Origin of the sequence: Cytobacillus sp. FSL R7-0680 (genome assembly GCF_038009245.1) — a bacterium.
GTDB lineage: Bacteria > Bacillota > Bacilli > Bacillales > Cytobacillaceae > Cytobacillus > Cytobacillus kochii.
Genome location: NZ_JBBPAO010000001.1, coordinates 1,739,848 through 1,753,627 on the forward strand (window position 1 = coordinate 1,739,848; position 13,780 = coordinate 1,753,627).

Sequence of the window (13,780 nt, forward strand, 5' to 3'; positions counted from 1 at the left end):
TCACTCCTTTTGAAAAATAAAAATCCACATAAAAGATAGTGCTTGTTGCAATGGAAGAGGTAATCCTCCTTTAGGTAACGACTCTGCAGCCTTTTTATAAACACCTTGCTCTGCCACTTTTTTCATTGGGAGCCCTTGCATTAGCTGTTCAAACTCCCATGGCATCATCGTGTTGCAAATGACCTTTTCTCCTAGTAATCTAGGAAAACTATTGTTTCTAGGTCCCGCAGTTGGTCCCAGTATCCCAAAACATCCATAACCACCCGGCTTCAATATTCTCACAGCCTCTTTCATTGCATTATACGGATTTTCTGTCCATTCCATAGAATTTATTGCCAACACCCCGTCAAAATGATGCTCAGCAAATGGAAGTTCTGATAAATCCCCTTTGATAAATTGGTTATCATTCGTTTGGTTCACCCGGTTTGCTTTTATAAGCATTTCATCAGATACGTCGACCCCAACTACATTGATGGCATGTGTTGAAAGCTTATAAGCTCCCATTCCATCACCACAACCAAGGTCACATACCTGATTATTCGCCTTTAGGTACTGAAGGAAGAAAGGGATAATTTCCTTGCGGCTCCCTTCATTCCACATACTTTCTGATCTTTCATGCCAACTATCCGACCGCTTATCCCATTCTGTAGCAGATGCCTTTTTCCAATCAAATTCAGCCATCAAATATTCACCTAACCCTCTTTATACCTATTTTTACATTATGCGATATAAAATATTTAATTTTCTGTCTATATTAATGTAAAAAAAGCAGAGTTATCCACCCTCCATAACTCTGCTTTTATTCTTCTTCATTTTTTCGTTGCACCACTCTTAATGACTCTACTCTATCTTTATTCTCTTCGAAAAACTGTACTAAATCACCAATGCGGTCAATAGCATCCCAACTTAAATGATGTTCAATTCCTTCAACATCTTCATATATATGTTCTTCTTTCACACCAATAATTCGAAGCATTTGCTCTAATAACTCATGGCGGTAAACGAGGCGTTTGCCTATTTTCTTTCCTTTTGTCGTTAATACTAAACCACGGTATTTTTCATATACGAGATATTCATCTTTATCTAATTTCTGCACCATTTTAGTGACTGAAGAAGGGTGGACAGATAGTGCTTCTGCGATATCAGAAACGCGTGCATAGCCTTTTTCTTCAATTAATAAATAGATTTGTTCTATATAATCTTCCATACTAGGTGTTGGCATGTGGATCCTCCCAAAAAAGGCTAACATCTATGATAAACGATATTTGTTACATACAGTATAGCCGCTTACTTGATCAAAAAAAGCATAATGATAGTGGTTTCATAAGCTGTTATAACGCAAATGAAAAACCACTACTTAAAATATTACTATAAGAATCCTCATGAAACAAGGAAGATATGGGAATAGACGGAAAGACTTAGGTTGGAAACTTAAATTTAATTTTATTTTCCTTTTTATCCCACACCAATGCTGCTGCAAACAATTTGTCTTTCCCTTGGAAACCCTCCAGCACATCAGTCTCACCACTTTTCAACAGTTGTTTCACTATTTTTTGTGTCATTGACTTACCGAGAATTTTCTTAGATAAGGTAAATGTACAATTCTTTTTCTGATAGTTGCTGCAACCAAAAAATTTACCCTTGTCTACCACTTGACCATCACATAATTGACAATTGCCTAATGGGGATTGTCGCTTTTTCTTAAATGTTTTTGGGATAAATTGTTGTTTATCTTCTTCAGAGAATATCCATTCATTCGTTACTTCCTTCGTAGCGGCAATTAAATGATGGACCATTTGACTTGTTTGATCCATAAATTGTTTAGGCGATGCCTCTCCTTTAGAGATTTGCTTTAAGCGTTGCTCCCATTTCGCCGTCATTTCAGGAGATGCTAATATCTCTTTACCAACCGCGATAATGAGAACCTTAGCTTTTGAAGTAGCATAGACTATATTCTTTTTCACATCAATATAACCACGATCTTTTAGCATCGTAATAATGCCCGCTCTTGTTGCTTCAGTTCCAAGTCCTTCTGTCTGTGTTAATACTTGTTCAAGTTCTTTATCATCGATATGTTTTCCTGCTGTTTTCATCAACGTTATTAATTGACCTTCAGTGTATCTTTTAGGAGGCTGTGTTTTACTCTCCTTTACTTCTGTTTTTTCTGTTATTCCTTTATCTCCTTTATCTAATAAGGGGAGATTCACATCCTTATCTTTCTCAACTGGAGAAATCACTTGGCGATAGCCTTGATCAACAATTACTTTTCCTTTAGAAATGAACATCGCTCGCTCATCAACCTTAGTTCTAATTGTTGAGTACTCGATTATTGCTTTCTTATGGTGGGCAGCGATGACACTTTTCGCAATTAGGTCATAAAGTTTTTTCTCCTCAGAAGCAAGTTTGGAGAAGTCTGGAATTTGCTCAGTCGGAATAATGGCATAATGGTCAGTCACTTTCTTTTCATCCACATAGCGCTTATTCTGAATGATGGAGGAAAACGGTAAAGGAAAGAAATCCTCATAATCCTTTATTTTTTCATAACGAGCCAAAATTTGTGGCAATGTGTTGGCCTCCTCCGTGGTAATATGCCTTGAATCGGAACGAGGATAAGAAACCCACCCTTTTTGGTATAACTTTTGAACAATATCAAGTGTTTTCTTAGGTGAGAATTTATAACGCCGATTTGCTTCTGCCTGAAGTGCTGACAAATTATACAATTGAGGCGGTAGGAATTCTTTCTTTTCCTTTTTTATATCTGCTATTGTTGCTTCCTTCCCTTGGCAAAACAAAGCAATTTTCTCAGCTAATGCGCTGTCCATAATACGACTATTACCCTTATCTTCCCATTTCCCCTTATATTTTTTCCCGGTGATCTTGAAGGTTGCTTCTACTTCCCAAAAAGGTTCAGAAACAAAAGATTCAATTTCAAGCTCCTTTTTTACAATCAATGCTAATGTAGGTGTTTGTACTCTACCAACCGAGAATACATCTGAGAATCCTTTTTGTTGTAATAATAACGTATATAGTCTAGAAGCATTCATTCCGACAATCCAATCGGCACATGACCTTGTATAAGCTTCGAAAAAAAGGTTTCTCGTATCTTCTTCATCTAATAGCTGTTGAAACCCTTTTTTAATGGCATTCGGCGTTAATGAAGAAATCCATAATCTCTTCATTGGCAAATTTGATTTTGCTTGACGCAATATATTTCTTATTATCAGTTCCCCTTCTCTCCCTGCATCTCCCGCATGAATAACTTCATTCACCTCTGGATGTGATAAGAGCTTTTTAATGACCTGGAATTGCTTTATTTTATCTTTGGAGACTTCGTGCTGAAACTGGTTAGGTAGAAGAGGGAGTGTATCTAATGTCCATTTTTTCCAAGTTGTATTATACACTTCAGGAGGAGAGAGTTGACATAAATGCCCGATAGCCCATGTGATAAAGCCACCATCTGTCAAAATAGGATTAGGAAGAATTTCGATATAGCCTTGGTGTTTCTTTTTGGGGAAAACAGAAGCGAGTGTAGCTCCTTGGTCTGGTTTTTCTGCAATAATTAGTTTCATTCTTACTCTCTTTTCTATCAAAATATTATGTTTCTATCTTACTAAAAAATGTGAAGAAAGCAAGAAGTAAGAGGTCGATATCTTAAGATGGATTACTATAAATGATTTACTACATTCCCATTCGTAAACTTTTATTTAACAAAAGTAGAATAAAGGCTGCTATTTTAAATAACAGCCTTTATTACATATGAACACGATTTAAGGAGCAGTAGTTCCTGATCGAAAACGTTTATGATTCAGCTTTTTACCTAACAGTCCTTTTGTTGGTGAAAAGATAAACACGAGCGCGAATAGAACCCCACTCATCATCGCCATTGAACCAGAGATTGAACTGTCAATCCAGGTAGCTACATAATAACCACTAATCGCTGCTATTACTCCGAAGAATGCACTTAAACACAGCATATGACTTAGTTTATTGGTTAATAAATAAGCAGAAGCACCTGGTGCTATTAACATCGCTACGACAAGTATGGCACCGACACTATCAAATGAAGCGACAGTTGATACTGAAACCATGCCCATCAATAAGTAATGAATAAACATAACTGGAATACCGATAGAAGCAGCAAGTGCAGGGTCAAAAGATGTAATTTTTAGTTCTTTATAAAATAACATCATCAAAATAATATTTAATATCAGTATACTCATTAACATGATGAATGCTTTTGGAAGCGGTGGTAAAAAACCGATTTCCACCATATCGAATGGAACAAAGGCAATTTCACCCATTAAAGCATGGTCGACATCTAAATGAACACTATCAGCAAACACTGTGATAAGTATCACGCCAATAGCAAAAAAGAAGGTAAACACGACGCCAATTGATGCGTCTTCCTGAATGCCCTTATGATTAAGAAATTGGATAAGCATAGCCGTAAATAAACCAACTATTGCAGCACCGATGAGCATATAAATTCCATTCATTGATTGACTGATTAGAAAAGCAAGCACAATCCCCAACAAGACTGTATGACTAATTGCATCAGCAAGCATCGCCAACTTCCGTAAAATGAGGAAACAGCCGATTACACCACAAGTAATGCCCACTAATGATGCGACAATAATAATCCAAATTTCATAACTCATCTACTTCACCTGCCCTTGTTCACGAAGAAGCTTTTGATTGGTCATTCTCCGTTTGATTTTAAGTGTGATGATACCACGGGCAGGTGCAAATAGAATGGATATAAAAAAGATAATCGTAGCAGTTACTACGATAAAGGGGCCAGTTGGAATCCCTCTATCTAGTGAACTAATCAAAGTACCAATCACACCTGATATCGCTCCGAACATGCCAGAAATCATGACCATTTTACTAAGTGAATTCGTCCAATAACGGGCAGATATCGCAGGTGTAATAAGTAATGCCGCCATCAGAATGACACCGACTGCCTGAATACCGATTACAACAACAGCTACTAAAAGGGTCATAAACAAAAAGTTTAACGCGCTAACCGGTAAACCTAAGCCTTTAGCGAATTCCACATCAAAAGTAATTAGTTTAAATTCTTTAAAGAAAATAATGGTCACCATAAGTAATAATGCCGCTGCCCCTGCCATTAATTTCACATCACTACTAACCATTCCTGCTGCCTGACCAAAGATAAAAGAATCTAGACCGCTCTTATTGCCAGAAGGCATTTGCTGTACTTTCGTTAATAAGACAATACCTACGCCGAAAAACGTGGATAGAATTAAACAAATGGCCGTATCTTCTTTTAAAATAGACGCGGAGGCAATGTATTGAATACAATAAGCAGCTAGTAAACCTGTAAGGGTCGCTCCTATTAAAAGGATGATGAGCGACCGCTCTCCTGTTAACATAAACCCTATACATATTCCTGGTAATGCAGCATGTGCAACAGCATCTCCGATTAAGCTTTGTTTTCTTAGTAAGGCAAAACTCCCTAAAATACCGCTAGCTAACCCTAGAAGAAGCGTACCAATTAACACCCACTGCGTATTTGCTGCTAGTAGCATTTGCCCTATTTGTTCCATCACTCATGTCACCTCTTTTGTTCCACCATTACTTTTCCTTTATCTAAAAAAGCTAGCTTGCCCCCGTATGTTTGGTGTAATTGTTCTACTGTAAAAACCTCTTCAGTCACACCAGATGCAATGACTTCTTTATTTAATAAAATACAATGGTCAAAGTATTCTTCAACTGTTTGTAGGTCGTGATGAACAACAATGACTGTTTTCCCTTGATCTTTAAGGTCTGTTAATAATTGTATAATCGCTTTCTCTGTTGCTGCATCCACACCGACAAAGGGTTCATCCATAAAGTAAACTTGTGCATCTTGAACGAGCGCTCTTGCTAAGAATACCCTTTGCTGTTGCCCCCCGGATAATTGACTTATTTGCCTATTGGCGTAGGAATCCATTCCCACTTTCTTCAAACTTTCTTTTGCGAGTGCCGTATCCTCTTTACCTGGTCGTTTAAACCAACCGATATGGCCATACCTTCCCATTAAGACAACATCTAATGCACTTGTTGGAAAATCCCAATCCACTGACCCTCGTTGGGGCACATAACCCACCAGACGATCTTTTGCTTTGTAAGGTTTTCCGTATATTTTAATCTCACCTGACACTTTAGGAATTAGGCCCAATATCGCTTTAATCAAAGTAGATTTTCCGGCACCATTTGGTCCAACAATTCCGGTTAAACTGCCTTTTGGTATTGAGAATTGAATATCCTTTAGTACTGCCGTTTTATCATAGGCTACAGTTAAATTTTTTATTTCTATTGGATTTGTCACTATAATCACTCCTATATACACTTACATAAAAACAACCTTTATTTTAATGATTGAACAATCGTATCTACATTATGTTTATACATACCAACATAAGTGCCTAGTTCAGTGCCCTCTTCTCCCATAGCATCAGAGTATAATTCTCCACCTATACTTACCGTATGGCCCTTTTCCTTCGCTCCTTCAATCACTGCATTAATTGATCGTTCGGATATACTTGACTCTACAAAAACGGCATTGATTTCTCTATCTGCAATTGTATTCACTAAATGTTGCACATCCCCTAAACCATATTCAGCGTCTGTACTTAACCCTTGTAAACCCATAACTTCCATATCATAAGCATTACCAAAGTAATTAAACGCGTCATGAGCAGTGACTAGAACACGTTTCTCTTCAGGAATTGAATGAATTTGTTCTGTGGCATATGCTTTTAATTCTCTCAGCTCTGTAAAATAGGCTTCTGCATTCGCTTCATAATCATCTTTATTTTCAGGATCAACTTCAATCAATGCATCCTTTGCTGTAGTCAATGCCTCTATCCACAAATCAATATCGAACCAAATATGTGGGTCTACCGCATTTTGATTATCTTTATCAGCTAGTAAGTTGGATTCTTCTAATGAATCGCCTACTGCCACAACAGTAGTTTTCTCGCCCATTTTCTCTAACACTTCAAGCATCTTGCCTTCTAAGTGCAAGCCATTATACATAATTAAATCCGCATCTTGAAGCAGACTAATGTCACTTTGCGTAGCTTTATATAGATGTGGGTCTGTGCCTGGTCCCATCAGACTATTTACTTCCACATGTTCACCACCGATATGCTCAATACCATCAGCTATTTGAGCAATAGTCGTTGTTACTTTCAATTGATCATTTTCGGTATTTCCTGCTTCATTACTTGAACAAGCGGCAAGCACCATTAAACTAAACATAGTAACTAATATTCTTTTCATCTCTACCCTTCTCTCCCTTTATATTCCTTATTTGATTATATGCATACTTTTTTAATCGATACACTTTTTTTAACTAAATCTATAAAAGTTTCCTATGTGCAACATTTTAACTCATGGTGAAAAAACCGTCAATAAGTAAACATGACAAAACAGAAAAAACCCGCAAACAGCGGGTTTCTCAATTTCTATTATAAACTGCATCAAACTAAGGTTCGTTTATCAACTTCAGGAACCATTTTTTTCTCATAAGAGACTAAAGAATCACTAATGCTGATCTTTTTTCCTCGAAACGATGCCATTTTTTATTTGGAACCAATCGACTTCATTTATAATGTTAGCAACGGTGAGGATATATGATGGGATCGTCTCAATTGAAAAAATGATCGCACCGATATCTTTGTCAAATAAAATAAAGGAATCCCCATGATTATAGTGTAAAATCTCATGTCCCATTTTAACAATCGATTGAAAAATAATATTCTTTTCTATATCATCAGCATCCACATTAATAGCAAAACGCAAAATCCACTCCCTCTCATTGATGCGAAAACGATACATATGGCCACCTTCTTTGATTGATTTACCTATCATATGAATGCCGCGATTAATTATGACACTTTCTTCCTAATAACCATAATAGAAAAACATGTATCTAAGCTTGTCATTCTTACTTTGAACCAATCATTTAGGAGGGTTATATTCTTCTAAATAAAGCTACTTCTATCACCAAAATATCCATTTGATAACTCAACTTAGTAGCGCCACTCCACACCCTGGAGAAAAAACTGAAATTTTTACAATATTTTAAAGAAAAAACTTTCAGATTTCTTGACGGAATTCGATTAGTATTGTATATTTAATACATCATTTAACAGAATATATTTCCTATATTCCATGATAATATTGCAGTATGTTTATGTTGGATGAAAATTTTTTCTGAAGGCTTGGAGCCTTCAAAGTTTTAGGAGGAAAAGTTCACATGCAAAACGGTAAAGTAAAATGGTTTAACAATGAAAAAGGTTTCGGTTTCATCGAAGTTGAAGGTGGAGACGATGTATTCGTACATTTCACAGCTATCACTGGCGAAGGCTTCAAATCTTTAGAAGAAGGTCAAGAAGTTTCTTTCGAAATCGTTGAAGGTAACCGCGGACCTCAAGCTGCTAACGTTGTAAAACTTTAATCTGTATATAATCAAGGCTGGCAAAATTGCCAGCCTTTTATTATGTAAAATTTTTGCCAATACTTTGGATTTTTTCTCCCACAGTACATTTGGTTATACAAAATCGGTGAGCAAAGTTTCGTCCATATTCTTTACGATGATATTTGTATAAGAAACAATCCTCACAATAAAAATCAATGACTTGATCAACCTCTTTTACTAATTTCTTTTTCTCATCCACAATAAACCTTCCTTCCTATAACAACTGCATTTTACTATAGATTCTTTTCCCGTTTAAACTTTGTGTCGCTAACTTATGTGCTTCCTGATTATCTTTTCTTACAATAGGAGTGTACGTTACATTTAATGATAATAGGCTCAGCTTTTCCTCAATCCGATCTAACCAATCATTTAATACTTTCTCATAACAAGGCCATTCGCCAGCTAATTGCATTAATAGTCCTTTTGCATCTCCTCTTATTTCACAACTCTGCCGACTGACATTTAATTCTTCTAATTGTGAAAGAGCAAAGAAAAGGGCAGCATATTCCGCTTCATTATTTGATTCTAACTCGTGAAAACATTCATTGGCTCTTATACGATACTTTTTCTTTCCTTGTCGATAGTAGATAACAGCACCTAAGCCTGAGGTCTTCGTTTCGTCATGAAAGCCACCATCAAAATAAATCACTAAATCATGCGGTTCTTCCTCTACTTCTTCTAATAGCTTATTTAATTCTTTTATGGTCCAAGATGTACCGTTTTCATCCAAACACTTTATTTCTGTCCATTTAGGATGATGAGAAAACTCTTCTCCCATATCAAGAGCAGACTCACCATCTAACCATTCGGAAGAAAATAAATAGCTTTCGTTATTTTTTAGTTTATAAGCTGCAATCAATTGATATTTCATTTATTTTAACACGCCTTTTAATAAAATGATGATTCAAAAATAAGGTGCTTGTATGCTACACTTACTTGTAGTTTGTATTTTTCATCATATGTCTTTCTGTAGCAAAATATCTCTTTAATGTTATACGATTATTATGAACATTTCTCCTTCATCGCATTACAAAGAACTCCCACTATTTTATCACAAAAGGAGGAATTGCATTGATTGAAGTATATATAGACGGTGCAAGTGCTGGTAATCCTGGTCCGAGTGGTGCAGGAATATTTATAAAAGCGAACGGAATTGTAGAGAGGCATAGTATTCCACTTGGAAATATGGAGAACCATGAAGCGGAGTTTCAAGCATTGATTTTAGCATTAAGAATTTGCATAGAAAATAATTATCGAACCGTTTCCTTTCGCACGGATTCACAAGTGGTAAATGCGAGTATTGAAAAGGAATTTGCCCGTAATAAAAAGTTTGCTCCACTTCTTGATGAAGCACTTGAATTAAGTAAGCAGTTCGACCTTTTCTTTATGAAGTGGATACCAAGTATACAAAATAAACCTGCGGACGAATTGGCAAGAGCGGCTATTCGAAGAAATAAAAAATAATGTGGCAGTCAACTAAAACGGCAGACTTCTCTCTTCTACTTGTCGCGTTCATTTGGGGAACTACTTTTGTTCTTGTACAAAATGCTCTCCACTCTCTTAGCGCCTTTTCATTTAATGGTATCCGCTTTCTTATTGCTGCATTTTTCTTAACAATAATGGCGATTATTTTTTATAGGAAGCAGTGGGAAAGACTAACTAAACGTACACTAATGGCAGGTATCTTGTTAGGTTTATGTCTCTTTATCGCCTATACATTTCAGACAATTGGGCTTCATTATACTTCTTCAAGTAAAGCAGGTTTTATTACTGGTTTGAGTGTGATTCTTGTCCCTATATTATCAATTTTTATATTAAACATAAAGATTACTCGTAATGCTTTTATTGGCGTATTTGTCGCTACCTTAGGACTTTACTTACTAACAGCACAAGATATCTCTGCATTTAATAAAGGTGATGGTTTTGTATTCATTTGTGCATTAGGCTTTGCTTTCCATATTATATTAACAAATTTATTTGCACAGGCTCATTCAGCTATTATTTTAACTATTATACAAGTAACAACTGTGGGTTTACTCTCTATTTTATCAGGTTTTGTCTATGAGGGATGGTCTTACGATAGTGAATTATTATTCAGGCAAGAGGTTATATTCGCCTTACTCATTACAAGTATTTTTGCTACAGGGCTGGCCTTTTTAGCACAAACACACTTCCAGCAATTCACCTCTCCAACAAGAGTCGCTGTTATATTTGCAATGGAGCCTGTTTTCGCTGCACTGACAGGCTATATCTTTGCTGGAGAACGTTTATCGATCATCGCCATGTTTGGTTGCCTATTCATTCTACTTGGTATGATATTAGCTGAGTGGCCGCAAAAAAAATCGTTTTACTGAGAATTCAATCGAAAAAAAATGAACTGTACCTCCAATTGTTAGCTCATATGTCTAAAATTTGGGGCGCAGTTCAGCCTCTACATCATGCTTGTTCATTTTTTATTTTTTAAATAGATATATGCAAACTCGTTTTCATATAGTTAATTGCTTCCTTGCGGTTCGGTATATTATTTCCCATAAAACGCTCTAATAGTGATAAATAAAAACTGCCATCAAATGATTTTTGCGCCTTTAATGTCATCTCTATTGCTGTATTAACTAATTCATCTGGTGCATTTGTGTAATGTTTACCGAAGTATATAAAGCCTATACTATCTTCTTCAAGCTGAAATCCTTTACCTTCCAAATGGCATAAATATTCTTCTAACGATTTCAATGGTCGCGCCAGTCCCCTCTTTTTCTCCTACTCAATACCTATATTTTAGCTTATTTTCCGACAAGTTTCTACAATATTAAGTGAAGTATTCTAACTTTGCTTCAGGAAAGAATTTTACCATATATTGATAGAGCGTCTCCTTTATATCTTCCTCTTCTTCTTTTTTATAAACATATTTTCCAATTCCATACTTTCCCCATTTATATCGTCTTTTTTCCTCATCTAGTTCAAGTTTTGTCATTGGATAGTTTTTTTCAATTACTCGTTTCGCCGGCTTAGTAAAACGATGTTGAATAAATTCAAAAGTTAAATCTTTTTTTGCTTCAATTGGCAACTCGGCTTCTAACCGTTCAAACATTTCATAATATCCTTGTTGCCAACCGTCATGTAAATAAATAGGTGCCACAATAAACCCGAGTGGATAACCAGCTCTCGCCACTTTGCCAGCAGCTGCTATACGATCTTTCAATCTTGATGTTCCAGGTTCAAAAAACTTAATTACATAATCAGCATTCACACTAAAGCGAAAACGTGTTTTACCATTATGGTTCGCATCTAATAAATGATCGACATGATGAAACTTTGTCACAAACCGCAACTTACCATATTCTGATTGCCCAAAATGTTCAATCGCTCTTTTTAATGTGTGAGTAATATGGTCAATGCCAACAATATCAGATGTACAAGAAGCTTCAAATCTTGTTATTTCTGGTGCTCTTTCCGCCATATATTCATCAGCAGCAGTTAGAATCTCGTCTACATTTACATATGTGCGAATATAAGGTTTACTTCCCATTGTTGTTTGTAGATAACAATAATGGCAATGTCCCATACATCCAGTCGCGAATGGAATCGCATATTCTGCTGAGGGCTTTGATGTATCAAACTTTAACGTTTTCCTTATACCGACAACTAACGTAGATTTAGCAACACGATATTTTTGAAAATCATTGTCCCCTGGTAAATTTCTGACTTGATTATGGGATGTTGTATATCTAATTTCTACATCAGTATTTTCAAACCGCTTCTTTAATTGTTGGCCAAGTGGATAATCCAGCGCGTTCGGTTCAAAATAAACAAGTTTTGGCTCGAATGGCTTCAATCGTCTATCCCTCCTTGAAGGGTATCATCAAAATAGTTTCCATATGTTTCATATGCTTCTGCTTCATTTGAGAAAACAGCCACTTCCTCTGTTAATGGATAATAATTTTCATATAAAAACAATGCTAACTCACCTGGTCGCTCTGGGTTATTGACGACAGCAGCAGCCTGAATATTAGCTACATCTTGTGTATGCGGATTACGATAAAATACATAAACAATATCTCCAGCAGTATAATTCATCATAACGTCTCCTTTTAATGAATGATCTATCATACATTTTGTGTTAGTTTCCTAAATACTTGCTATAATAATTTTGGTAAATTTATTGAGAGGAAGTGCAATATACGATTAACTGGAAGGTTTAGTTGGGGAAAACGTAATTTAGTATAACAAAAAAAAGCCATCAGGAATGACCATTCCCAATGACTTAAACGTTAAATCACTGCAGGATGACGCAGTAATTTAGCAATACCTCTTAGTTCAATTTCTTCTAGCTTCTGATTAACTTTATTTACGTTATATTTCCATTCAGCTTCTACTAAAGTACATTCAACAGGAACATCACATTTAATTTCTGCTAATTGTCTGCTTAAATGTAGCATGTCCAAATCTTGCTCGATTTTAGTTTTTTGCCCTTTTGTTAGTGCTTCAATGTTCTCTAATACGCCTTCTATGTGCTCGTATGTTTGTAAGAGTTTTAGTGCAGTCTTCTCACCAATCCCCTTTACCCCAGGATAATTATCGCTTGGGTCACCCATAAATGCTTTTAAATCGATTAACTGCCTTGGTTGTATCCCTTTCTCTTCATAAAAGCTATCTGGTGTGTGGACTTCATAATTACCCATCCCCTTTTTCAAAAGGGCAACCGATACATTCTTATCTAATACCTGTAAAATATCACGATCCCCTGTAAGAATCACAACCTCTGCTTCTTCTTTTAAAACCTGTGAAAGCGTGCCGATACAATCATCTGCTTCATAACCTGTAACACCGATATTTGGAATATCAAAGCTCGCTACCATATCTTTCGCCAGCTCAAATTGTGGGACCAATTCAATCGGTGCTTCCGGTCGATTTGATTTATACCCGTTATACATATCTGTTCTGAATGTTTTACTGCCCATATCCCAACAAACGGCAACATGGCTAGGGTTAAAATGGTTCACACCCATTAAGAAATGCTTCATAAATCCATATATGCCATTCGTTGGCGTTCCTTTAGAGTTATACATAAATTGACCAGTTACAGCTGTTGCAAAATAAGCTCGAAATAATAAAGCCATCCCATCTACAAGAAGGAATCGCGGGTTTTGTAGTTGTTGATTTTCGTTCAAAGTTGTTCCTCCTCCATCTAAAGTATCATTATTATAACATAGATATAAAAAATGTATGGTTTTCGCTCTGTAACTGATTTATTGCTGAAAAAAAAGAGGAAAATCCGTTGTCATCGCAACC

17 protein-coding genes are annotated in these 13,780 nt (G+C 36.2%); 3 read left to right on the forward strand and 14 right to left on the reverse strand.

The genetic code is table 11. The features are described from left to right. The 8 genes from MKY26_RS08605 to MKY26_RS08640 form a co-directional block, all read right to left on the reverse strand. A complete protein-coding gene (locus tag MKY26_RS08605; protein ID WP_095372841.1) occupies nt 1-681 on the reverse strand; it encodes a class I SAM-dependent methyltransferase in 681 nt (226 codons plus the stop codon). A gap of 118 nt (nt 682-799) precedes the next feature. Beyond that, nucleotides 800-1,222 (reverse strand): transcriptional regulator MntR, encoded by a 423-nt coding sequence (gene mntR, locus MKY26_RS08610; protein WP_095372840.1) that lies wholly within the window; start codon nt 1,220-1,222, stop codon nt 800-802. A 196-nt stretch (nt 1,223-1,418) separates the two neighbouring features. Beyond that, nucleotides 1,419-3,569: a DNA topoisomerase III gene (locus tag MKY26_RS08615; protein WP_341095614.1), complete on the reverse strand. Its 2,151-nt coding sequence runs from the start codon at nt 3,567-3,569 to the stop codon at nt 1,419-1,421. Between the two features lie 198 nt (nt 3,570-3,767). Further along, nucleotides 3,768-4,658 carry a metal ABC transporter permease gene (locus MKY26_RS08620; RefSeq protein ID WP_095372838.1) on the reverse strand — a complete coding sequence of 297 codons (891 nt, stop codon included), beginning with the start codon at nt 4,656-4,658 and terminating at the stop codon, nt 3,768-3,770. Beyond that, a complete protein-coding gene (locus MKY26_RS08625; protein WP_341098681.1) occupies nt 4,659-5,570 on the reverse strand; it encodes a metal ABC transporter permease in 912 nt (303 codons plus the stop codon). A gap of 8 nt (nt 5,571-5,578) precedes the next feature. After that, complete coding sequence (locus MKY26_RS08630; protein ID WP_370873260.1) at nt 5,579-6,334, reverse strand: metal ABC transporter ATP-binding protein; 756 nt, start codon at nt 6,332-6,334, stop codon at nt 5,579-5,581. 38 nt (nt 6,335-6,372) lie between these two features. Next, nucleotides 6,373-7,290 carry a metal ABC transporter solute-binding protein, Zn/Mn family gene (locus tag MKY26_RS08635; RefSeq protein ID WP_095372836.1) on the reverse strand — a complete coding sequence of 306 codons (918 nt, stop codon included), beginning with the start codon at nt 7,288-7,290 and terminating at the stop codon, nt 6,373-6,375. 264 nt (nt 7,291-7,554) lie between these two features. Next, nucleotides 7,555-7,881: a hypothetical protein gene (locus MKY26_RS08640; RefSeq protein ID WP_095372835.1), complete on the reverse strand. Its 327-nt coding sequence runs from the start codon at nt 7,879-7,881 to the stop codon at nt 7,555-7,557. Nucleotides 7,882-8,269: 388 nt separating this feature from the next. On the opposite strand from MKY26_RS08640, the gene cspD reads away from it, so the two are divergent. Beyond that, a complete protein-coding gene (cspD, locus tag MKY26_RS08645) occupies nt 8,270-8,470 on the forward strand; it encodes a cold-shock protein CspD (protein ID WP_053476725.1) in 201 nt (66 codons plus the stop codon). A 40-nt stretch (nt 8,471-8,510) separates the two neighbouring features. On the opposite strand, the gene MKY26_RS08650 is transcribed toward cspD, so the two are convergent. Together MKY26_RS08650 and MKY26_RS08655 are read right to left on the reverse strand one after the other, a co-directional pair. Further along, nucleotides 8,511-8,690 carry a zinc-finger domain-containing protein gene (locus MKY26_RS08650; RefSeq protein WP_095372834.1) on the reverse strand — a complete coding sequence of 60 codons (180 nt, stop codon included), beginning with the start codon at nt 8,688-8,690 and terminating at the stop codon, nt 8,511-8,513. A 15-nt stretch (nt 8,691-8,705) separates the two neighbouring features. Next, the gene (locus tag MKY26_RS08655; protein WP_095372833.1) at nt 8,706-9,362 is read right to left on the reverse strand and encodes a reverse transcriptase-like protein; all 657 of its coding nucleotides are present in this window, start codon (nt 9,360-9,362) and stop codon (nt 8,706-8,708) included. A gap of 200 nt (nt 9,363-9,562) precedes the next feature. Here MKY26_RS08655 and MKY26_RS08660 point away from each other — a divergent pair, with 200 nt between their 5' ends. Together MKY26_RS08660 and MKY26_RS08665 are read left to right on the forward strand one after the other, a co-directional pair. Next, nucleotides 9,563-9,955, forward strand: a complete 393-nt coding sequence (locus MKY26_RS08660; RefSeq protein WP_095372832.1) for a reverse transcriptase-like protein — start codon at nt 9,563-9,565, stop codon at nt 9,953-9,955. Then, nucleotides 9,955-10,845 carry a DMT family transporter gene (locus MKY26_RS08665; protein WP_341095654.1) on the forward strand — a complete coding sequence of 297 codons (891 nt, stop codon included), beginning with the start codon at nt 9,955-9,957 and terminating at the stop codon, nt 10,843-10,845. The genes MKY26_RS08660 and MKY26_RS08665 overlap by 1 nt, the downstream gene beginning before the upstream one ends. A 106-nt stretch (nt 10,846-10,951) precedes the next feature. Here the strand turns inward: MKY26_RS08665 and MKY26_RS08670 are convergent, their stop codons facing one another. The 4 genes from MKY26_RS08670 to MKY26_RS08685 all read right to left on the reverse strand — a co-directional run bounded on the left by MKY26_RS08670 (nt 10,952) and on the right by MKY26_RS08685 (nt 13,659). Then, nucleotides 10,952-11,221, reverse strand: a complete 270-nt coding sequence (locus tag MKY26_RS08670; RefSeq protein ID WP_191811007.1) for a DUF6123 family protein — start codon at nt 11,219-11,221, stop codon at nt 10,952-10,954. A gap of 76 nt (nt 11,222-11,297) precedes the next feature. Further along, a complete protein-coding gene (gene splB / locus MKY26_RS08675) occupies nt 11,298-12,323 on the reverse strand; it encodes a spore photoproduct lyase (RefSeq protein ID WP_095372829.1) in 1,026 nt (341 codons plus the stop codon). Beyond that, the gene (locus MKY26_RS08680; RefSeq protein WP_341095667.1) at nt 12,320-12,568 is read right to left on the reverse strand and encodes a transcriptional regulator SplA domain-containing protein; all 249 of its coding nucleotides are present in this window, start codon (nt 12,566-12,568) and stop codon (nt 12,320-12,322) included. The genes splB and MKY26_RS08680 overlap by 4 nt, the downstream gene beginning before the upstream one ends. 191 nt (nt 12,569-12,759) lie before the next feature. Continuing rightward, complete coding sequence (locus MKY26_RS08685; RefSeq protein ID WP_307313135.1) at nt 12,760-13,659, reverse strand: 5'-3' exonuclease; 900 nt, start codon at nt 13,657-13,659, stop codon at nt 12,760-12,762. Nucleotides 13,660-13,780: the final 121 nt, after the last annotated feature.